This is a genomic window from Aequorivita viscosa, from assembly GCF_900106795.1.
GTDB classification, from domain to species: Bacteria; Bacteroidota; Bacteroidia; order Flavobacteriales; family Flavobacteriaceae; genus Aequorivita; species Aequorivita viscosa.
Window position 1 is genome coordinate 100,645 of record NZ_FNNS01000003.1, and the last position, 19,401, is coordinate 120,045.

Sequence of the window (19,401 nt, forward strand, 5' to 3'; positions counted from 1 at the left end):
TAGTTTTTCTCGGAACCAATCTGTAAAGGATAGTAACTAATTTTGAACAAGAAGTAGTATGTTGAATCTTTTCGATTTGTCTCAAAAACTAAATGGTTTTCCGATGAAGAAAGCCAAAGAGGAATATGAAAGGATCTTAAGTATTCCTGAAGCAGAATATGAAGATTATATTAATCAAAAGAAGAAAGAAATTGTAACCTTTCATTTTGAAAATAATGCATTCTATAAAAACCTAGTAGGAAATAGCTTACCAGATAAATGGCATCAGTTACCAGTGATGACCAAAGCCGATTATCAAAAGCCTTTAGAGCAGAAGCTGTCTATTGGTTATAATAATCCTAAACACCTTTATACAAACAAAACATCAGGATCTACTGGAACCCCAATGTTCTTTGCAATAGACAAATTTGCCCACGCCATGACTTGGGCAAACATAATCTATAAATATGGATGGTATGGAATTGACTTAAACTCATCGTATCAGGCCCGTTTTTATGGTATACCAAAAGATTTTATTGGTTATAGAAAAGAAAGGTTGAAAGATTTTTTAGGAAAAAGGTATCGTTTTTCAATTTTTGATCTTACCGACGACGCACTCGAAAGGATTTTAAAGAAATTTAAATCGACACCATTTCAATATATCAACGGGTATACGAGCTCTATAGTGTTATTTGCCAATTATTTGGAATCAAAAGGAATTGTGCTTAGAGCAGTTTGTCCAACACTGAAGGTATGTATTACTACGGCAGAAATGTTATTTGATAAAGACAAAGCTTTACTTGAAAAACAATTTGGAGTTCGGGTTGTGAACGAGTATGGTGCTTCAGAAACTGGAATTTTAGCAATTACCAATCTTGAAGATGACTGGCAAGTAAGCTCAGAGTTGTCTTTCATAGAAATCTTGGACGAAAATAACAATCCTGTTCCCTTAGGTGCTGAAGGCAAGGTGGTTGTTACTAACTTGTTTAACAAAGCACACCCGTTTATTCGTTATGAAATTGGAGATATGGGTGTTTTGGACGAGAAGTCAACATTTAAAAAACCAATTTTTAAGCATATTACTGGAAGGACAAACGACTTTGTGGTACTACCAAGCGGCAAAAAAGCATCTGGTCTTACATTTTATTATGTTACCAAAACCGTAATGCAAAATGATGGAAATATTCAAGAATTTGTAATCAAACAAATCGCACGGGATACTTTTGAAGTGCTTTATAAGAGTAATGAGCCTTTGACTGCAATACAAATTATAAACATTAAAGCAGCAGCAAAAACCTACTTAGAGCCTAACTTAAACTTCAATTTTACACGGAAGGATTTTATTCCAAGATCAAAAAGTGGGAAGTTGAAGCAGTTTGAGTCGTTAATTTAGTTCTTATACTTTAAGAACCCACGCACAGCCCATTGTATCATATAGTAACTGGAATCTAAAACACTTAAGTTCTCTACTTTTCTATAAAACTGCCATTGGTATTTAATGAGGGCAGATTTTTTTCGAGACAAGGAGTTTTCTCGAATTCGGTAAATGGCTTTTGGTTCTTGAATTCCATAAGCGAAAGGAATTTCTTTTAAATACCGCAACCATAACCCCATGTCTTGTCTTTTATACACTTCGGGCATAAACTTTTTCCCTAATGTTTCAATATCTAAAAAAGCAGTCAAGCAACTTATTGAATTTGTTTTAAGAATGTCAGTGTAGGTTACTTTTTGAGGAACGATAAAATCTGAATAGACAAATTCTAACGCTTCATTTGATCGCCTGTAAGAAGAAAAAACAAAATGCACGCCTGTTTTTTTAATTGTTTTGATACTGGTTTCAATAAAGTCAGAAAACCAAATATCATCCGCGTCTAAGAAAGTCATATACGTTCCTGTTGCCTTTGCAATACCCTTGTTTCTGGAAACAGCGGGACCGGAATTAACGGTAGATTTGATGAGATGAATCCGGTCATCGGTTTTTTGTATTTGTTTTATGACTGAAATAGTCTGGTCTGTAGAGCAATCGTCAACAAGAATAAGTTCCCAGTTTGAGTACGTTTGGCTATGTACAGAAGCTATAGTTTCCCTGATGTATTTTTCAGAATTGTAGGTTGGTGTTATAATGGATACTAAAGCTGTCATGTAATTCTGTATTGGCAAAATCTATTTCAAATGTAGATTCACGTTCGCAATGATTCTAGTTGCCTTTTTTTGAATAATATATTTCTACTAAATTTTCAATAATTCTTTCTGAAGCTTTTCCATCCCACAGCGGTATTTCTTGCGCTTGTTGCCATTCGTCGTTATTTAACCTTTGAAATGAAGCAGTTATCTTTTCGATATTATTGGCAACTAATACATTTGTTCCTAAAGTACAGGTTTCTGGTCGTTCCGTCGAGTTTCTAAACGTAAGGCACGGAACGTTTAAAATAGACGCTTCTTCGGTAATACCTCCCGAATCTGTTAATATGGCTTTAGCATTTTTTAAAAGGTAAATAAAGTTTAAATACCCTTGTGGTTCAACTACATGTAAGTTTTTAAATTCACTGGTTATTGCTTCTAAAACTTGTTGCGTTCTAGGGTGAACCGGAAAAATAATAGGAGTATCTCCTGCATGTGATACAATTGTACGTAAGAGCTCTGCAAACGAAGATCCTTTATCAACATTTGACGGTCTATGTAATGTTAGTAAGAAGTATCCTTTAGGCTTTAAATTAAAATCGCTCCAAAATGTAGGTTTTTCAATTCGATTTAAATTTTTCAAAAGAGTGTCAATCATTACATTTCCGACAAAAAATATCTTTTCTTTAGAATGGCCTTCATCAATTAAATTCTGACTGGCTTTTTCCGAGGTAGTAAAGAAATAATCTGTAATGCTGTCGGTGACCATTCGGTTTATTTCTTCAGGCATTGTCCTGTCGCCACTTCTAATGCCAGCTTCTACGTGTATTAAAGGAATGTTAGCCTTTTTTGTTACAATAGCACAAGCCATTGTTGAGGTTACATCGCCAACTACGAGCACAAAATCGGGTCTGTTTTCTGCCAATTCTTTTTCAAAAGCAATCATGATACTTGCTGTTTGCTCAGCTTGCGTACCACTTTTAACATCTAAGTTTTTGTTTGGCTTCGGTATTTGTAACTCATCAAAAAAAGTATCACTCAGTGCAGCGCTATAATGTTGACCGGTATGAATGAGCCTATAGCTAATTGGTTTTTGCTCGGTCTTAAGCTTTTCTATCGCCTTGATAATTGGCGATATTTTCATAAAATTTGGTCTTGCTCCAGCAACAATTGTTATTTCCATTAGCGTGAGTTGGATTTTGTCTTAATTCGCAAAAATAGGGAAACTGAATGTAAGCCACGTCATTTTTAAACCTCTTTCGTATAATTGACTAACGGCAGATTCATGAAATAGATTAATCGTTTTTCTAAACTTGTCAAATAGGCCAAACAGCTTATATTAAGTTGATATTAGATATAAAAAAATGCTTTTAACGCTAAAACGTAGATTTCGTAATAAAATGAATTATTTTTGAAGTCGGTATTGAAGAAGCTACCGAAAACAGAGGGAGTAATTGAAGTTGTATTTATAGTGTTGGTTCCAAAATATGTAAAACCAATTACATATTGAAGCTGATATTCGGGATGTCATTTTATAAAACTCCTATTTTTGCGCCGAAGAATAGCGTAGCAGCATTTATCATTTAACTATTAACCTGTAATTTTTTATATAAGTCTAAATACATAATACCATGAACATACTAATCCTAGGCTCTGGCGGTCGTGAACATACGTTTGCCTATTACATTTCTCAAAGCAATCGTTGCCAAAATTTATTTGTTGCTCCCGGGAATGCGGGCACCGAAACTATTGCAACAAATGTAGCGATAAATAGTACAGATTTTGAAGCTGTTAAAAATTGTGTTGTTAGCAACAATATAAAAATGGTAGTGGTAGGGCCAGAAGATCCATTAGTTCACGGTATAGCCGATTATTTTGCTGAGACTTATGAATTAAAAGAGGTTATGCTCATAGGGCCCTCAAAGCGAGGGGCGCTGCTGGAAGGTAGTAAACAGCGCGCAAAAGAGTTTATGATGCAGCACGGCATCCCTACAGCAGCTTATGAAAGCTTTACGGCTAAATCCTTGGAAGCAGGTAAGTTGTTTTTAGAAACCTTAAATCCGCCATATGTTTTAAAAGCTGATGGATTAGCGGCAGGAAAAGGAGTATTGATTTTAAACGACCTCAACGAAGCTAAACAAGAACTTGAAAACATGCTTGCCCACAGTAAATTTGGAGATGCGAGCGCTAAAGTGGTAATTGAAGAGTTTTTAGATGGAATTGAGTTAAGTGTTTTTGTATTAACCGATGGAAAAAATTACAAAATTCTGCCAACAGCCAAAGATTACAAACGAATTGGAGAAGGTGATACAGGACTAAATACGGGAGGAATGGGAGCAATTTCCCCAGTACCTTTTGCAGATGCGGAGTTGATGAAAAAAATTGAAGACAGGATTGTTAAACCAACTGTAAATGGTCTTGCAAAAGAAAATATAGATTACAAAGGTTTTATTTTTATTGGTTTAATAAAAGTGAATAATGAGCCTTATGTTATTGAGTATAATGTACGTATGGGCGACCCTGAAACAGAAGTTGTCTTACCACGAATAAAAACTGATTTAATCGATTTGTTTGAAGCTACTTACAATCAAAATTTAGACAAAGTAAATATTGAAATCGATAATAGAGCAGCAACAACTGTAATGTTAGTTTCAGGAGGCTATCCAGAAAATTATGAAAAGGGAAAAGAAATTACAGGCTTGGAGAATGTAGCAGATTCCATTGTATTTCATGCAGGAACCAAATCGGAAAATGGCAAGGTTCTTACCAACGGGGGGCGCGTTATAGCAATTACTTCTTTAGATGTCGATTTCAGAAAAGCACTAAAAAAATCCTATCAAAATATCGAGAAGATATCTTTTGATAGGATGAATTATCGTGGCGATATTGGCTTTGATTTATAAAAAAATCAAAGGCTTTCGTCAAAGGTATACTGGCTTTCGGTGTTTTCGTCAAATTTTTTAAGTTGTAACATCCAATATATAAAAGCAGCTGCGGCAATTAAAACAAAAATCCAAGAAACTGCATTTGCCAGGAACCAATTGTCTAGTTCTAACGCTACGATTGCTTTATGAGGAATAAAAAGCACATCTTCAAAAAGGGAAGCTATTCCTTCCCAAAAACCTTTCCAAGTCATATCTTTAAACTTTAGATAGCAAAAATATAAAATAACACCCATGCTAACAAGCTTTTTCGGAAAATCTAAGCCAGTCCATCTTTTAATCATAGGAGGGATTATAGGCTTAGGGTTTATTTGGACTTCATTTAATAATTCCTCACCCGATTTTGATGTTATTACTTTTATTCAATTAGTACTACTTCTATGTGCTATTGTGTTTAGCATCATTCTGTTAGATTTTATTGTAGGCAAAAATCATTTAACACAGTCTAATGCTTATGCCATCTTTTTTTATGCCTTATTTATTGCAATGTTTCCTGTTATTTTTCAAAATCCGGAGATAATTTGGGCAAATGTATTTTTGTTATTAGCTTTTAGAAGAATAATAAGCTTGCGAAAGGACTCAAATTCGAAGAAAAAAATTCTAGACGGAGCAATTTGGGTAACAGTGGCGTCTATATTTAATTTTTGGAGTTTTTTGTTTTTTATTCCACTTTGGATTGCAATTATCCGAAAACCAAACCTTACTGCTAGGGAGACGCTTATTCCAATTGTTGGCTTTTTTGCTGTCCTTCTCACTAATGCTGCGTTTCAGCTGTTGGCAAATGATACGTTTATTTGGTTCTTTTCATCTAAACAACCTATTGGGTTAGATTTTTCATTGTATAATTTTTCAGAAGTACTTATTCCCACTACATTAGTGTTGACGCTATTATTATTTACATGGCTTATTAGAATATTGCGATTGGGGTCTGTTTCATTAAAAGAGAAGTCCAACTATATGATCTTTTTTACCGTTGTAGTTGCTAGCGTTGCGATAGCTGTTTGTACTCCTGAAAAAAACGGCTCTGAATTATTGTTTCTATTTGCCCCAACAGCCATTCTATGTGCTAATTATATTGAGGGTAGCGATAAACGCAACTATGAAAAAGGTGACGTAGCAGAATATTGGTTTAAAGAAATTGTGCTGTGGATAGTCTGCCTGTTTGGCCTATTATTCTTGTTTTTATAACTTTATTTGATTTAGATAATTATACATTCAAATATTCTTGAGGTTATAATTTCGAAAGTGCTTAGCAGATCATTGCGCACCGCTTCCAAAATACCACTTAAAATAAATCTACTACTTATCGGGAATCCTTACCTTTGGGCGGTCTTTAAAAAAATGTTTTGAACAAACTTTTCAGTATCGGATTTTGGGGCGTTGTAGCTCGTTTTATTTTGCGGAATCGTACGGGGATTTTAATAGTTATCGCGCTATTAACCGTGCTGCTCGCCATGCAATGGAAAAATATGCGCTTTACCTACACAGAAGCCAATTTATTGCCCGATGACCACCCTGTTAATCTAGAATACGATGTGTTTTTAAAACATTTTGGAGAAGAAGGAAACCTTATAGTAATGGGTGTGAAAGATTCTGCTATTTTCACTCCTAAAAAATTCCAAGCGTGGCACCGGCTTTCAAAAGATATTGAAAAATTTAGTGAGGTTGAATTTACCCTTTCAGTAGGCAATTTAAAACAACTTCAAAAACGAACCGATACCGTTGGATTTGAATTAGTACCGTTTATAAAAGATTCGGTTTTTACAGATGCCAGCTTGGCGCAATATAAAGACGATCTTTTCAATAAACTTCCCTTTTACGACGGACTTATCTACAGTCCGAGCAAAAAGTCTATCCGCTCTGCTATTTATCTTAAAAAGGACATCGTAAACACTGCTGATAGAAAAGATTTTGTTGTAAATGATCTGATTCCGTTAGTTAAAAATTTTGAAAACGAAACGGGGGTTAAGGTACACACTTCGGGTATGCCTTACATCCGCACCTTGAATTCACAAAGTATTATTGATGAAATCGGTCTTTTTATTGGAGGTGCTTTGCTCGTTACTTCCTTGATATTCTTTTTCTTTTTCCGCTCTTGGCGTGCCACTTTTATCTCAATGTGTACCGTAATCATCGGCGTTATGTGGGCTTTCGGAATACTGGGCTTGTTACAATATGAAATAACAGTTCTTACAGCATTAATTCCTCCGTTGATAATTGTAATCGGAATTCCAAATTGTGTTTTCTTGATTAATAAATACCAACAAGAAATAAAACTGCACGGAAATCAAGCAAAATCGTTGCAACGCGTTATTACTAAAGTTGGGAATGCAACTTTAATGACTAACCTTACTACCGCTTGTGGTTTTGCGACATTTATATTAGTCAAAAGTGAATTGTTGCGCGAATTCGGGATTGTAGCTTCCATAAACATCGTTGCTATTTTCCTTTTAAGTTTGCTAATTATCCCAATAGTTTACAGCTATATGGCGGTGCCAAAATACAAGCACCTTAAACACCTTAATAAAAACTGGATAAGCAAATTTTCAGGATGGATTGAGCGTATGGTGAAGGAAAGACAAATTACTATTTACATTGCTGCTGTTTTGGTACTTTGCGCTAGTATTATAGGAATATACAACATTAAAATTTCGGGCAGCATCATTGAAGATATGCCCAAAAACACAGATTTCTTTTCAGATATACGCTTTTTTGAAAAGGAATACGAAGGCATTATGCCCCTAGAAATAATGGTAGACACTAAGAAGAAAAAAGGTGTAATGAGTCTACCTACCTTAAAACGAATTGATGAACTGCAAGACCACATAAAAGAGATCCCAGAATTTGCAAACCCTATTTCCGTAGTCGAGTTGGTTAAATATTCTAAACAAGCGTATTACAACGGAAATCCTGAGTATTATCAACTTCCTAATAATCAAGAAAGAACTTTTATTCTTTCGTATGCTAAAAGCAGCAATACAGATACAAATTTATTGAGTAGCTATGTTGATACTACTGGGCAATTTGCGCGTATTACAACGTTTATGAAAGATACCGAGCCCGATAGGTTTAAACGTATTGAAGAAGATCTGAACACAAAAATTGAGAAGATTTTCCCATCAGATCGTTACAATGTTTCAGTAACCGGAAAAGCGTTGGTGTTTCAGAAAGGAACACATTACTTAGTCAACAATTTAATTTTATCGTTATCATTGGCCATTTTATTAATAGCCACCTTTATGGCTTGGATGTTCCGAAGCTTTAAAATGATAATAATCTCCCTTATTCCAAACCTATTGCCTTTAATAATTACGGCGGGAGTAATGGGCTTTGTTGGTGTTCCTATTAAACCGTCGACTATTTTAGTATTCAGCATTGCCTTCGGAATTTCTGTGGACGACACAATTCACTTTTTGGCAAAATACAGGCAGGAACTCGTTGCCAATAATTGGAAGATAAAGAAATCGGTTTTTGCCGCGCTTCGTGAAACGACCGTAAGTATGTTTTATACATCTATTGTGCTTTTCTTTGGGTTTTCAGTATTTACAATTTCGAGTTTTGGAGGCACAGTTGCTTTAGGGGCCTTAGTTTCAATAACGCTTCTATTTGCGATGCTCTCTAATTTATTGCTTCTTCCCACCTTATTATTGTCCTTGGAGCGAAGTATAGCCAATAAAGAAACAATGCGAAAGCCAGCCATCGAAATATTGCCCGATGCCGAAGATGAAGAAAGTAATTAAGCAATTTTAAAACAATAAGTTTATAATTGAATATGCGCCATTTTCATTATGTGTTCGAATGTAGAATCGGGTGTATTTCACTTTTTTTGAATTTTATTTAAAAGTATCTTTACAACTCAAAATAATACCAATGTTAAATAGAACTATAGACCAACTGTTAAAAACTGAGCCTACGCTGCACGAAGTAAAAGTCCGTGGATGGGTACGCTCCTTTCGAAGTAACCGCTTTATAGCTTTAAGTGATGGATCCACAATTAAAACACTGCAATGTGTTGTGGATTTTGAAAATATAGACGACGAAATCCTTAAAAAAGTTACAATTGGGGCCGCTATTGAAGTTGTAGGAATGCTCGTGGAAAGTCAAGGGCAAGGTCAAACAGTTGAAGTGCAGGTTTCATCATTAAAAGTTTTGGGAGTAGCACATCCAGACGATGTAAAGCTCACTGTTCTTTCCCCAAAAAGACATACCCTAGAAACCCTCAGGGAACAAGCGCATTTACGAATTCGAACCAATACTTTTGGAGCAGTAATGCGTACACGCTCTAAACTAGCGTTTGCAATAAATGAATATTTTCATAAAAACGGTTTTTACTATATGCATTCTCCTATTATTACAGGAAGTGATGCCGAAGGCGCTGGTGAAATGTTTAACGTTACTACCCTCGACCCTAAAAACATTCCGTTAGATGAAAATGGAAATGTAAACCATAAAGAAGACTTTTTTGGAAAGGAAACCAATCTTACAGTAAGTGGGCAATTAGAAGCCGAATCGTATGCTATGGCACTTGGGAAGGTTTATACTTTTGGGCCAACTTTTAGGGCAGAAAACTCAAATACAAGTCGCCACTTAGCAGAATTTTGGATGATCGAGCCAGAGGTTGCTTTCAACGACTTAGACGCCAACATGGATTTGGCTGAAGATTTTATAAAGTATGTAATTAAGTTCGCTTTAGACAATTGTGCAGACGACTTAGAATTTCTTGAAAACAGGCTTTTAGAAGAAGAAAAGAAAAAAGCTCAAGATCAGCGAAGTGAAATGAAGCTCCGCGAAAAGCTTCACTTTATACTCGATAATAATTTTAAACGCGTAAGCTATACAGAAGCGATTGATATTCTGAAAAATTCTAAACCAAACAAGAAGAAAAAGTTCAAATATATTATTGAAGAATGGGGCGCTGATCTCCAGAGTGAGCACGAACGTTTTTTGGTTGAAAAACACTTTAAATCTCCCGTAATTCTTTTTGATTATCCTGCAACAATCAAGGCTTTCTATATGCGCTTGAACGACGATGGAAAAACAGTTAGAGCAATGGACGTGCTTTTCCCTGGAATTGGGGAAATTGTAGGTGGCTCGCAGCGGGAAGAACGATATGATGTGCTTTTAGAGAAAATGAAAGCGATGAATATCGACCAAAAAGAGCTATATTGGTACTTAGATCTACGTAAGTTTGGAACAGCAGTGCACAGTGGTTTCGGACTTGGTTTTGAGCGTTTAGTTCAGTTTACAACAGGAATGGGTAACATTCGCGACGTAATACCGTATCCACGTACTCCAGGCAACGCAGACTTTTAAGTTTCTAAACTTTTCATTTTTACTGTTGAGGTGTTCCTTGTAAGCATAATAGAAAGTTAGACACGAGTTATTGTATTTAAAGATGGATCTATTTTTGTAACTTTATAACAAAACCAATTATTTCCACAACCTATTGATGTGTTGATTAAACTATGTTAAAGCAGCAATTAAATCTAAAACTCTCACAGAAATTATCTCCGCAACAAATTCAGTTGATGAAGATGATACAGCTTCCTTTACAAGCTTTTGAGCAACGTATTTCGCAGGAAATGCAGGAAAATCCAGCTTTGGAAGGTGGAAAGGATGATAGCGATACCTACGACAGCGAATTTGAAAATGATAAATTTGAAGACGACTACGATGAAGGCAATGAGGTTATCGAAACAGATATTAATGTTGATGATTATTTAAGCGATGACGAGGTTCCTAGCTATAAACTTTCAGCAAATAATTATAGTGCCGACGATGAAGATCGCCAAATTCCATACGCTGCAGGAACATCTTTTAACCAATATCTACTCCAACAACTCAATACCTATCGATTGGATGAGGACGAAAAGGAAATCGCAAAATTTCTCGTCGGAAGTGTAGATGAAAGCGGCTACATTCGTAGGGAAATTGAAGACATTGTCGACGATTTAGCCTTTACGCAAAATGTATATACTTCTGAAGATAATGTTGAAAAGGTGTTAACAATCGTGCAAGAATTAGATCCTCCGGGAGTTGCTGCACGCGATCTTCAAGAATGTTTGCTACTCCAATTAGAGCGTAAAGACCCAACTCCTTCGGTTTCTTTGGCAATTGAAATTATAGAAACTGCTTTTGAACCTTTTAGTAAAAAACACTATAAAAAACTTATCCAGAAATTCGATATTACTGAAGATCAGCTTAGGGAAGCAATCCGGGAAATAGAAGGATTAAATCCGAAACCAGGCGGAACCTATGCAGGAAATAACCGAATTGTGGAACACGTAGTTCCTGACTTTGCGATTAAAATTGTGGATGGCGAACTAGATTTAACATTGAATGGCCGCAATGCACCAGAACTTCATATTTCTCACGATTACACCAATATGCTGAAAGGCTATAAGGAATCTAAGGAGAAATCGAAGGCCCAGAAAGATGCGGTGATTTTCATAAAACAAAAACTAGACGCTGCTAAATGGTTTATCGATGCCATAAAACAACGTCAGCAGACTTTGTTTGTTACTATGAATGCTATTATGCATCATCAAAAGGAATACTTTTTGTCTGGAGATGAGCGAAAGCTTAAACCAATGATTTTAAAAGACATCGCCGATAAAATTAATATGGATGTCTCTACGGTTTCTCGTGTGGCCAATAGTAAATATGTAGATACACCGTATGGCACTAAACTAATTAAGGAGTTTTTTAGTGAATCCATGAAAAACGAAATGGGCGAAGACGTTTCTACGCGGGAAATTAAAAAAATTCTCGAAATGATTATTGCTGACGAAGACAAGCGTAAACCTTATACCGATGATAAATTAGCAAAACTTCTGTTAGAAAAAGGATATCCAATTGCCCGGCGAACTATCGCTAAATACAGGGAGCAACTAGACCTTCCCGTAGCCCGACTCAGAAAAGAAATTTGATGAGGTTATTTCTAAAACTTGGATCTATTCTCTTTCACCCATTGCTGATGCCTATAATGGGTACAGCAATATACTTTTATATTACGCCGCGATTTGTAGAGTATGAACTAGTAACAGCAAACCTCTTTGCGCTTACAATTGTTACGGTTATCATTCCAATAGTTGTCTTTTTTTTACTCAAAACACTAAGACAAGTAGAAACTATTTATTTAAGGAATGTAAAGGAGCGCAAATATCCGTTAATGATTCAGTGTGTATTGTTGTTGCTGGTCATTAAAATGGTCTTTAATCCGTATGATAATCCAGAGCTATATTTCTTTTTTGTGGGAATTTTATTTTCGGCATTTGCTTCTTTGGTGATGGTGTTATTTAAAGTAAAAGTAAGCCTTCACCAAATAGGGGTCGCGGGCTTACTGCTTTTTTTAGTCGGTTTGAGCGCACATTTCAAAATAAACCTTTTGATACCTATCAGTTTCTTTTTCTTTGTAAATGGCTGGGTGGCTTCCTCTAGGTTACAAGCAAATGCACATAGCTATTTGGAATTAGGATTAGGTTTCCTGGTTGGGGCGCTGCCTCAGCTTATTTTATTCAATATGTGGCTATAATTAGGGTTGCAGCTTTCATGAAGTTTGAGGGAACACCTAATTGGATTAATGCCTTCATTTTATATGAATCAGACTTTTTAATAATATTAATCTCTCTGCCACATGCTATTTCATATCTTGCTCGAAACTTATAAACTTTTCGAATAAAAAAATTTTATCGCTACTATAACAATAGAGTTCGTTTTCATCGGTTTTGTTGAATCGTTATTAATTATCTAATTTTATGTGTCGCGTTTGATTTAAACGGCTTAAAAACAGGGTGTTTTTTCTTACGAGATAATTGATGCCATTAATGACGATTCTATTTTAACCTCACCAAGTGGAAATCAAGTTTTTTATGGAAACCAAATATTGGTTAATACAACTTTAAAGAACCACAGTTTCTTATTTACCCAAATCAGCAGCCGAACAACTTACTTTAAATTTAAAAAATGCTGTTGAAACTATCGAAGTCCAAATTTTTAATGTTGAAGGGAAACTTTTAACCAATCAAAATTTGACTATCCAAAATGGGTACATCTTGGATGTTTCGCAGTTATCGAGCGGCCTGTATTTTTTGAATATTAAATCAAGAAATTATAGTAGAGTGAGTAAGGATCTTCTTATTTAAATGAATGGAAATTGGTAGATTGCCCTGTATTCAAATTTTTGATTTTTCAAATGTTTGTTCCGTTGAGGCTTTTGAATGGCTTCTGTTTAAAATTAGTAAGCTGAAAAAGTGAAAACTATGCATATTACAGAATATAAAACATCAAGCCAACCTTAAGGCTTCTAAGATCTATTTTGTCGCCTTCGATGGTATAAGCGTCCTTAAAAAACGGGCTCAGGCTGTATGCAGCAAAAAAATTGAAGGTATTGTATCCGAAGCTTAGTGTTGCAGAAACACGAACAGGGTCAAACTCAGATATTTTCGTTTGGTTCACATTATTTCCAGGTTGTTTAAAAGTAGCTTTATGCCAATAAGCATATCCGATCCGGGCTCCAGCATAAATTCGCCAAAATCTATATTCGGTAGGAGTGGAGGTGCGCCATCTAAATTCTAATGGAATTTCTACCATTGCCATGCCAAATCGGTTTTGGGTATAATCTACATCACTATCTAGTACATTGAAAATAGTGTTTCCTTCAGCGTCCTCTCCTATAAATAAATTTTGCCCAAATTGATCATATGTTAATCCTAACCCCACGGCAACTGCTATATTGCGCCTTTCATTAATTGGCATGTCCCTCAGAAACCCTATCTGAAGTCCGCCAGAAAGCCCTCTAGAACTCATTCCAGGAGGGGAATTAGGGATTAGGTTGTACGTAATGCCAAAGTAAAACTGGTCTTCTCTGTACTTTAAATCGGCATACGATTCGTTTGTGCCGTCTATTACTTCCTCTTGTGAAAACACCATTACTGGAAGAAATAGTATAAGCCAGAAATTTCGCAACTTTAAAAGCGTATCCATAGGTTAAAGATAAGTGTATTTTCAGTATTACGGAATAAAAAAACGCCTTGTCTACAAATTCTGTAACAAGGCGTTTTGATAGATTATTAAGTAATTTTACTGTTCTACTTCATTCCCTGGAGTGGTAATGTAGATTATTTTTAACATGTTTAAATCACGTAATTCTTGTTTAATATCGGTAACCATTCCAGTATTAGTTTCTTCATCAACTTTTAAAGCTACCATCACTTTGTCCTGTAATTCAGGAAGAAGTTTTTGACGCGCTTCTGTCAATGCGAATTTAATATTTGTAATGTCTGTGTACTTATCACCGATTTGTATTTTAGGTTCAGTTCCAAATTTTTCTTGGTATCTCGCGCTAGGTTTCCCTGCATAAATATACACTGACCTGTCTTTCTTCAGTTTTTCTACCTGATCTGCCTTTGGCAATTTGTTCATAACTAACAAATTGTCATCCCGCAAAACTGTTACCACCATAAAAAAGAATAGTAACATAAATACAATATCCGGGAGGGATGCTGTAGAAACAGGTGGCAATCCGCCTTCTTTTTTCTTTGTAAACTTAGCCATTGATAATATTTTTAGGATCCAGATTTTTTAGGTTCTGCCTCTGATAATTTCTGAGGAAACAGTTTCTGAACGACCTCGAGTTTTTCTTGTAACAAATCTTTATCGCCTTTATAGCTTCCTTCATCCAGAGCTTTACTCATTTCTGTAAACTTCCAACCATAAAGTCTTTGTGATTCTCTATCTCTTAAATAATTATAAGCTGCTACCAATTCATTTTGAACAGCGATATACATTTTATATGAGGTAAGTCTGTCATTTTGGACTGATATTACTGCCTTATCTGGATTGTCCGATGACTTTGGATTATGCTTGTTTGGGTTGTCAGCCATACCACCCTTACAATAATTACAGTATTCTGCAGTTCCAGCTGGAGCGCCTCCATTATCTAGGAAGTTGATAGCGGCCTTACGAAGGTCTTTAAGCTCCATTAGGTTATCATCTACCAATAATTGGTCCTGTCTGTTTACGTTTACAATAAAGAGGTTTTTTTCCTTTATTATAACCTTTTCATCTGTTGGCGGTTCCTTAGGTGGCAATTGTCTCGCAATACCTTTATCCTTTTCGATGGTTGTTGTAACCAAGAAAAAGATAAGCAACAGGAATGCGATGTCTGCCATAGACCCTGCGTTTACTTCTGGTGTTGCTCTTCTTGCCATAATTTATTTAATTACTTTTTTAACTCCGCTTAAAACCATTGCTCCAATAGCTAAAATGCCCAATATGTAAAATACATATAGACCAGTGTCTATCCATTTTGCGCCACTGGCAGAAAGGGATACATCGCGCATTTGCATTGGGGTTCCATCTGCTAGAGCGTACGAAACAATTACAATTAGCAGAAAAGCTCCAATTGAGATTAATGTGTTCTTAATATTTCCAGAGAAAACTCCTTTTATAACAAAGAAAAGTACAAATGCTACTGTAATGGCAAGCGTTATATACGCCACATACAAGAAACCATCTAAGCCTTCCCCTGTGTCGATTACTTCTTGATCACCTTTCACGATGATCATTGCAAGAAAAATAATCCCTGCAACGCTAAGAAGCAATGCTACTATTTTTAAAATTTTATGTAATGACATCTTGTGGTTTGTTTAGATTTTGTTTTTTACTTTATAGTCGAACAGCATATCGATTAAAGTGATAGAAGCATCTTCCATACTGTTAACAATACTATCGATTTTTGCGATAATATAGTTGTAGAAAATTTGAAGGATAATTGCAACGATCAAACCGAATACTGTTGTTAAAAGAGCTACTTTAATACCTCCTGCAACCAACGACGGGTTCATATCTCCTGCTGCCTGAATTTTATCGAATGCATCAATCATACCAATTACAGTTCCCATGAAACCAAGCATAGGTGCAATTGCGATAAATAAAGAAATCCAAGAAACGTTCTTTTCAAGTTGTCCCATTTGTACACCTCCGTAAGCTACAACTGCTTTTTCAGCAACATCAACGCCTTCATCTGCACGATCAAGACCTTGATAGTAGATAGAAGCAACTGGGCCTTTTGTGTTTCGGCATACTTCTTTAGCAGCTTCAACTCCACCGCTATTAAGTGCATCCTCCACTTCTTGAGCTAGCTTCTGAGTGTTTGTTGTTGAAAGATTAAGATAAATAATTCTTTCGATAGCGATTGCCAGTCCAAGAATAAGACACAATAGTACAATCCCCATAAATGCAGGTCCACCTTCTACAAAACGTTCTTTTAGTTCTTGGTGAAATCCTTTTGTTTCAGTACTGGCTGCAGTAGCTGCATCGTCCTGAATAAAAGTAACTGTAGCTGCTGTGAGCAAAGCTTGTGAACTGTTTGGCATTGTTTGCGCCGTTGCGGCGTTTGCGTTTAACGAGCCCACAAATACCATTGCGGCAACCGCCATAATAGAGAATAATTTTTTCATTGCTATCGACTTAAGGTTTGATTTTTAGTTAAGGGTTTAAAGATATAAAATAAATTAGTTAAACTACAAGAATAATAATCTACACTGCATTTGGCAGTATTTGCAAAGTTATAAGAATATTAAGTTTTCATGATAGGTTTTTTCTTATTGAACGTTAAACGTTATAATGCAAAACTTGTTGTAAAAGTTGCGTTTTAGTTTTTGTTCTTTAATTACTCAGTAAGTATAAAAGCGATTTAAAAATATTTCACGACGTATTACTGATTCAAAGGCAATTATAGCTTACTATTCATAAATTCATTTGAAGCTTGCGCCAATAAATTTACAGTTTGAAAACGTATTCGCAGAGAGGAAGGGATTCGAACCCTCGATACGCTTTTGGCGTATACACACTTTCCAGGCGTGCGCCTTCGACCACTCGGCCACCTCTCTATTTAATTTTGTTCCTTTCGAATTTTCAGGATCAATGGCCAGAAAATATTTCAAATACACTAGGAAGACGCATTTCTTCCAATCGATTGCCAAATATCAAAAAAAAATCCCACCCATAAAATAATTTAGGAGGTTAATTTAACTCATTTCTCCGCGAAGGGAGGTTTCAAATATGGTTTTGAAACTAGTAGCCGATATATTTTGTCCTAATAAATACATTAATTTAGCCAATGCTGCTTCTGTTGTGCAATCTTTTCCGCTAATTATGCCAATTTTCTTTAAATCTGTGCTTGTTTCATATAATCCCATATTTACGCTCCCACCTGCACATTGCGTTATATTAACTACGGGAATTCCTCGTTTTATAACCGATTTAAGTAAATCTAAAAACCACTTAACGTTAGTTACATTCCCAGTTCCATAGGTTTCTATGATTAATCCTTTCAGGTCTGGATAAGAAAACAGATGCTTTAATGTGGCTTCTTCCATTCCAGGAAACATTTTTACTAGCATAATATTGCTTTCTAATGTTTTGTGAACTATCAATTTTTTTCGTCGATTTGGTTTGTAAAGTGCTTTGTCATTGACAACCAAGTTTACGCCGCTTATTACTAAATCTGGATAATTAAGAGAAGCAAAGGCTTCAAAGTGTTCTGCGTTAATCTTGGTCGTTCTGTTTGCTCGGTATAATTTATATTCAAAATAGAGGCATACCTCAGCTATTTTAGATACACCTTTTTCTTTAAGTGCAGCAATTTGAATAGACGTAATAAGGTTTTCTTTGGCATCGGTGCGTAAATCTCCGATAGGAAGTTGTGATCCAGTAAAAATCACAGGTTTTCCTAAGTTTTCCAACATAAAACTTAAGGCAGATGCAGTGTACGACATGGTGTCGCTACCGTGAAGAACGACAAATCCATCCATCGATTCGTAATTTTCCTCAATAATAGATGCAATTTCCACCCAATACTTAGGATCCATATTTGAACTGTCAATGGGTTCTGCGAAGGTTGTGGTTTTAATGTTACAATCAAGAAGCTTGAGCTCTGGAATGTGATTGAGCAATTCGTCAAAGTTGAAGTTGCGAAGTGCGCCAGTATCAAAATCTTTGATCATCCCAATGGTTCCACCAGTATATATAAGGAGTATATTTGGTTTCTTAGTCATATTGCTTACACATTTATATGCCAAAAACGGCTTTGGAGTTTTCGGTGGTTATTTGGGCTATTTCGGCTTCAGGTACATTGTATATTTCAGAAAGCTTTTTACATATTAAAGTTAAATAACTGCTTTCATTTCGTTTTCCTCGAAAGGGCACCGGAGCAAGATAGGGCGAATCTGTTTCCAAAACGATATGTTTAAGCGGAATCTTATTTAAAAATGTGTCAATTTTTCCATTCTTAAAAGTTACCACACCGCCAATCCCGAGTTTCATATTATACGAAATAGCTTGCTGCGCTTGTTCAAAAGTTCCGGTGAAGCAATGAAAAATTCCGAAGAGATTGTCATCTTTTTCAGTTTCCAATACCTCAAATATTTCGTCGAATGCATCACGGCAATGAATAACGATAGGTAATTTGTACTTTTTAGCTAATTGTATTTGTCGTTTAAAAGCGATTTTTTGAATTTCCAAAGTAGAAGTGTCCCAATACAAATCGATTCCTATTTCGCCAACGGCATAAAAATTTCTTTTTTTAAAGTGCGCTTCAACCAAATTCAATTCTGATTCGTAGTTTTCCTTTACAGATGTAGGATGTAGACCCATCATCAAAAACACCTGTGTGGGATATTCTTTTTCTAACGAGAACATAGCGTCTGTATAGCTTGAATCTATCGCAGGAATAAAAAACCGATCTATTCCTTGATCGAAGGCGCGCTTCATCATTTCGGCTCGATCGTCTTTAAAAGCTTCACTATATAAATGAGTGTGGGTATCTGTCAACATAGCTACAAAGCTACCAATTTTGTTTACTATCTTTACTGAAAAATGCCAATGCAATTACGTAAATTTATCGAGGCTCACGGCTTCTTTCGTATTCCTCTTAAAAAACTTATTACAGGACATTACTTGTTTTCGGCAAAAATAAATGGCGTTAAGGGTAATTTTATTCTCGATACAGGAGCTTCTACAAGTTGTATTGGTTTTACCGAAAGTGAAAGGTTTTTATTAGTAAGTGAAGACAGTCTTATTAAAGCAGCTGGTGCCGGGGCGACCAATATGGAAACAATGTTGTCTAGAAATAACACATTTGCCATTAAAGAATGGGAAATCTCAGACATGGATTTTGTGTTGTTTGACCTTTCCCACGTAAACGAAGCATTAAGGCAAGTGGATGAAAAATCTGTACACGGAATTATTGGTGCTGACTTCTTAAAACATCATCGCGCGGTGATAGATTATGGCAGAAATTGCTTTTATGTGAAATAGAAAGTGTCTTTAGCCCTAAGTATGTTCAATAATTTAA

At 35.7% G+C, this 19,401-nt stretch carries 18 protein-coding genes, 1 tRNA gene and 1 pseudogene; 9 read left to right on the plus strand and 11 right to left on the minus strand.

Translation table 11 applies throughout. The features are described from left to right. Positions 1-58 precede the first annotated feature (58 nt). Entirely contained in the window at positions 59-1,372 is a 1,314-nt protein-coding gene (locus tag BLW28_RS02435; protein ID WP_073214878.1) for a phenylacetate--CoA ligase family protein, read from the plus strand. On the opposite strand, the gene BLW28_RS02440 is transcribed toward BLW28_RS02435, so the two are convergent. Together BLW28_RS02440 and wecB are read right to left on the minus strand one after the other, a co-directional pair. After that, a complete protein-coding gene (locus tag BLW28_RS02440; RefSeq protein WP_073214881.1) occupies positions 1,369-2,121 on the minus strand; it encodes a glycosyltransferase family 2 protein in 753 nt (250 codons plus the stop codon). The two genes, BLW28_RS02435 and BLW28_RS02440, sit on opposite strands and share 4 nt — an antisense overlap. A 55-nt stretch (positions 2,122-2,176) precedes the next feature. Then, on the minus strand, positions 2,177-3,283 hold the full coding sequence (gene wecB, locus BLW28_RS02445; protein WP_073214885.1) for a non-hydrolyzing UDP-N-acetylglucosamine 2-epimerase: 1,107 nt from the start codon (positions 3,281-3,283) through the stop codon (positions 2,177-2,179). Positions 3,284-3,731: 448 nt separating this feature from the next. Here wecB and purD point away from each other — a divergent pair, with 448 nt between their 5' ends. Further along, positions 3,732-5,003: a phosphoribosylamine--glycine ligase gene (gene purD / locus BLW28_RS02450; protein WP_073214887.1), complete on the plus strand. Its 1,272-nt coding sequence runs from the start codon at positions 3,732-3,734 to the stop codon at positions 5,001-5,003. Positions 5,004-5,008: 5 nt separating this feature from the next. On the opposite strand, the gene BLW28_RS02455 is transcribed toward purD, so the two are convergent. Then, a complete protein-coding gene (locus BLW28_RS02455; protein WP_073215110.1) occupies positions 5,009-5,236 on the minus strand; it encodes a DUF6341 family protein in 228 nt (75 codons plus the stop codon). A 40-nt stretch (positions 5,237-5,276) separates the two neighbouring features. On the opposite strand from BLW28_RS02455, the gene BLW28_RS02460 reads away from it, so the two are divergent. From BLW28_RS02460 to BLW28_RS16130, 6 genes and pseudogenes are all read left to right on the plus strand, one after another. Continuing rightward, positions 5,277-6,230, plus strand: a complete 954-nt coding sequence (locus tag BLW28_RS02460) for a DUF6427 family protein (protein ID WP_073214890.1) — start codon at positions 5,277-5,279, stop codon at positions 6,228-6,230. A gap of 158 nt (positions 6,231-6,388) precedes the next feature. Beyond that, on the plus strand, positions 6,389-8,782 hold the full coding sequence (locus tag BLW28_RS02465; protein WP_073214893.1) for an efflux RND transporter permease subunit: 2,394 nt from the start codon (positions 6,389-6,391) through the stop codon (positions 8,780-8,782). Positions 8,783-8,912: 130 nt separating this feature from the next. Next, entirely contained in the window at positions 8,913-10,355 is a 1,443-nt protein-coding gene (asnS, locus tag BLW28_RS02470; protein WP_073214897.1) for an asparagine--tRNA ligase, read from the plus strand. A 152-nt stretch (positions 10,356-10,507) separates the two neighbouring features. After that, positions 10,508-11,971, plus strand: a complete 1,464-nt coding sequence (rpoN, locus tag BLW28_RS02475; RefSeq protein ID WP_073214900.1) for an RNA polymerase factor sigma-54 — start codon at positions 10,508-10,510, stop codon at positions 11,969-11,971. Beyond that, positions 11,971-12,576 carry a hypothetical protein gene (locus BLW28_RS02480; RefSeq protein WP_073214904.1) on the plus strand — a complete coding sequence of 202 codons (606 nt, stop codon included), beginning with the start codon at positions 11,971-11,973 and terminating at the stop codon, positions 12,574-12,576. The genes rpoN and BLW28_RS02480 overlap by 1 nt, the downstream gene beginning before the upstream one ends. Before the next feature lie 412 nt (positions 12,577-12,988). Beyond that, positions 12,989-13,186 (plus strand): annotated as a pseudogene (locus tag BLW28_RS16130) (T9SS type A sorting domain-containing protein); the annotation flags it as partial. Positions 13,187-13,310: 124 nt separating this feature from the next. On the opposite strand, the gene BLW28_RS02490 reads toward BLW28_RS16130, so the two are convergent. The 8 genes from BLW28_RS02490 to BLW28_RS02525 all read right to left on the minus strand — a co-directional run bounded on the left by BLW28_RS02490 (position 13,311) and on the right by BLW28_RS02525 (position 18,881). Further along, positions 13,311-14,027, minus strand: coding sequence for a porin family protein (locus BLW28_RS02490; RefSeq protein WP_073214907.1), 717 nt, complete (start codon positions 14,025-14,027; stop codon positions 13,311-13,313). A 96-nt stretch (positions 14,028-14,123) separates the two neighbouring features. Continuing rightward, complete coding sequence (locus BLW28_RS02495; RefSeq protein WP_073214910.1) at positions 14,124-14,597, minus strand: ExbD/TolR family protein; 474 nt, start codon at positions 14,595-14,597, stop codon at positions 14,124-14,126. An 11-nt stretch (positions 14,598-14,608) separates the two neighbouring features. Next, the gene (locus BLW28_RS02500) at positions 14,609-15,253 is read right to left on the minus strand and encodes an ExbD/TolR family protein (protein ID WP_073214913.1); all 645 of its coding nucleotides are present in this window, start codon (positions 15,251-15,253) and stop codon (positions 14,609-14,611) included. A 3-nt stretch (positions 15,254-15,256) separates the two neighbouring features. Further along, complete coding sequence (locus BLW28_RS02505; protein WP_073214916.1) at positions 15,257-15,679, minus strand: hypothetical protein; 423 nt, start codon at positions 15,677-15,679, stop codon at positions 15,257-15,259. A 12-nt stretch (positions 15,680-15,691) separates the two neighbouring features. Continuing rightward, the gene (locus BLW28_RS02510) at positions 15,692-16,504 is read right to left on the minus strand and encodes a MotA/TolQ/ExbB proton channel family protein (RefSeq protein WP_073214920.1); all 813 of its coding nucleotides are present in this window, start codon (positions 16,502-16,504) and stop codon (positions 15,692-15,694) included. A 344-nt stretch (positions 16,505-16,848) separates the two neighbouring features. After that, positions 16,849-16,936, minus strand: a tRNA-Ser gene (locus BLW28_RS02515). A gap of 138 nt (positions 16,937-17,074) precedes the next feature. Further along, entirely contained in the window at positions 17,075-18,103 is a 1,029-nt protein-coding gene (locus tag BLW28_RS02520; protein ID WP_073214923.1) for an asparaginase, read from the minus strand. A 13-nt stretch (positions 18,104-18,116) separates the two neighbouring features. Continuing rightward, positions 18,117-18,881, minus strand: coding sequence for a TatD family hydrolase (locus BLW28_RS02525; protein WP_073214926.1), 765 nt, complete (start codon positions 18,879-18,881; stop codon positions 18,117-18,119). Positions 18,882-18,929: 48 nt separating this feature from the next. On the opposite strand from BLW28_RS02525, the gene BLW28_RS02530 reads away from it, so the two are divergent. Beyond that, positions 18,930-19,364 (plus strand): retropepsin-like aspartic protease family protein, encoded by a 435-nt coding sequence (locus tag BLW28_RS02530; protein ID WP_073215113.1) that lies wholly within the window; start codon positions 18,930-18,932, stop codon positions 19,362-19,364. Positions 19,365-19,401 lie beyond the last annotated feature (37 nt).

Excerpts from the sequence above, each read along its gene's own strand:
- BLW28_RS02435 (WP_073214878.1), top strand. The coding sequence starts at position 59 with ATGTTGAATCTTTTCGATTTGTCTCAAAAACTAAATGGTTTTCCGATG.
- BLW28_RS02440 (WP_073214881.1), bottom strand. The coding sequence starts at position 2,121 with ATGACAGCTTTAGTATCCATTATAACACCAACCTACAATTCTGAAAAA.
- wecB (WP_073214885.1), bottom strand. The coding sequence starts at position 3,283 with ATGGAAATAACAATTGTTGCTGGAGCAAGACCAAATTTTATGAAAATA.
- purD (WP_073214887.1), top strand. The coding sequence starts at position 3,732 with ATGAACATACTAATCCTAGGCTCTGGCGGTCGTGAACATACGTTTGCC.
- BLW28_RS02455 (WP_073215110.1), bottom strand. The coding sequence starts at position 5,236 with ATGACTTGGAAAGGTTTTTGGGAAGGAATAGCTTCCCTTTTTGAAGAT.
- BLW28_RS02460 (WP_073214890.1), top strand. The coding sequence starts at position 5,277 with ATGCTAACAAGCTTTTTCGGAAAATCTAAGCCAGTCCATCTTTTAATC.
- asnS (WP_073214897.1), top strand. The coding sequence starts at position 8,913 with ATGTTAAATAGAACTATAGACCAACTGTTAAAAACTGAGCCTACGCTG.
- rpoN (WP_073214900.1), top strand. The coding sequence starts at position 10,508 with ATGTTAAAGCAGCAATTAAATCTAAAACTCTCACAGAAATTATCTCCG.
- BLW28_RS02480 (WP_073214904.1), top strand. The coding sequence starts at position 11,971 with ATGAGGTTATTTCTAAAACTTGGATCTATTCTCTTTCACCCATTGCTG.
- BLW28_RS02490 (WP_073214907.1), bottom strand. The coding sequence starts at position 14,027 with ATGGATACGCTTTTAAAGTTGCGAAATTTCTGGCTTATACTATTTCTT.
- BLW28_RS02495 (WP_073214910.1), bottom strand. The coding sequence starts at position 14,597 with ATGGCTAAGTTTACAAAGAAAAAAGAAGGCGGATTGCCACCTGTTTCT.
- BLW28_RS02500 (WP_073214913.1), bottom strand. The coding sequence starts at position 15,253 with ATGGCAAGAAGAGCAACACCAGAAGTAAACGCAGGGTCTATGGCAGAC.
- BLW28_RS02505 (WP_073214916.1), bottom strand. The coding sequence starts at position 15,679 with ATGTCATTACATAAAATTTTAAAAATAGTAGCATTGCTTCTTAGCGTT.
- BLW28_RS02510 (WP_073214920.1), bottom strand. The coding sequence starts at position 16,504 with ATGAAAAAATTATTCTCTATTATGGCGGTTGCCGCAATGGTATTTGTG.
- BLW28_RS02520 (WP_073214923.1), bottom strand. The coding sequence starts at position 18,103 with ATGACTAAGAAACCAAATATACTCCTTATATATACTGGTGGAACCATT.
- BLW28_RS02525 (WP_073214926.1), bottom strand. The coding sequence starts at position 18,881 with ATGTTGACAGATACCCACACTCATTTATATAGTGAAGCTTTTAAAGAC.
- BLW28_RS02530 (WP_073215113.1), top strand. The coding sequence starts at position 18,930 with ATGCAATTACGTAAATTTATCGAGGCTCACGGCTTCTTTCGTATTCCT.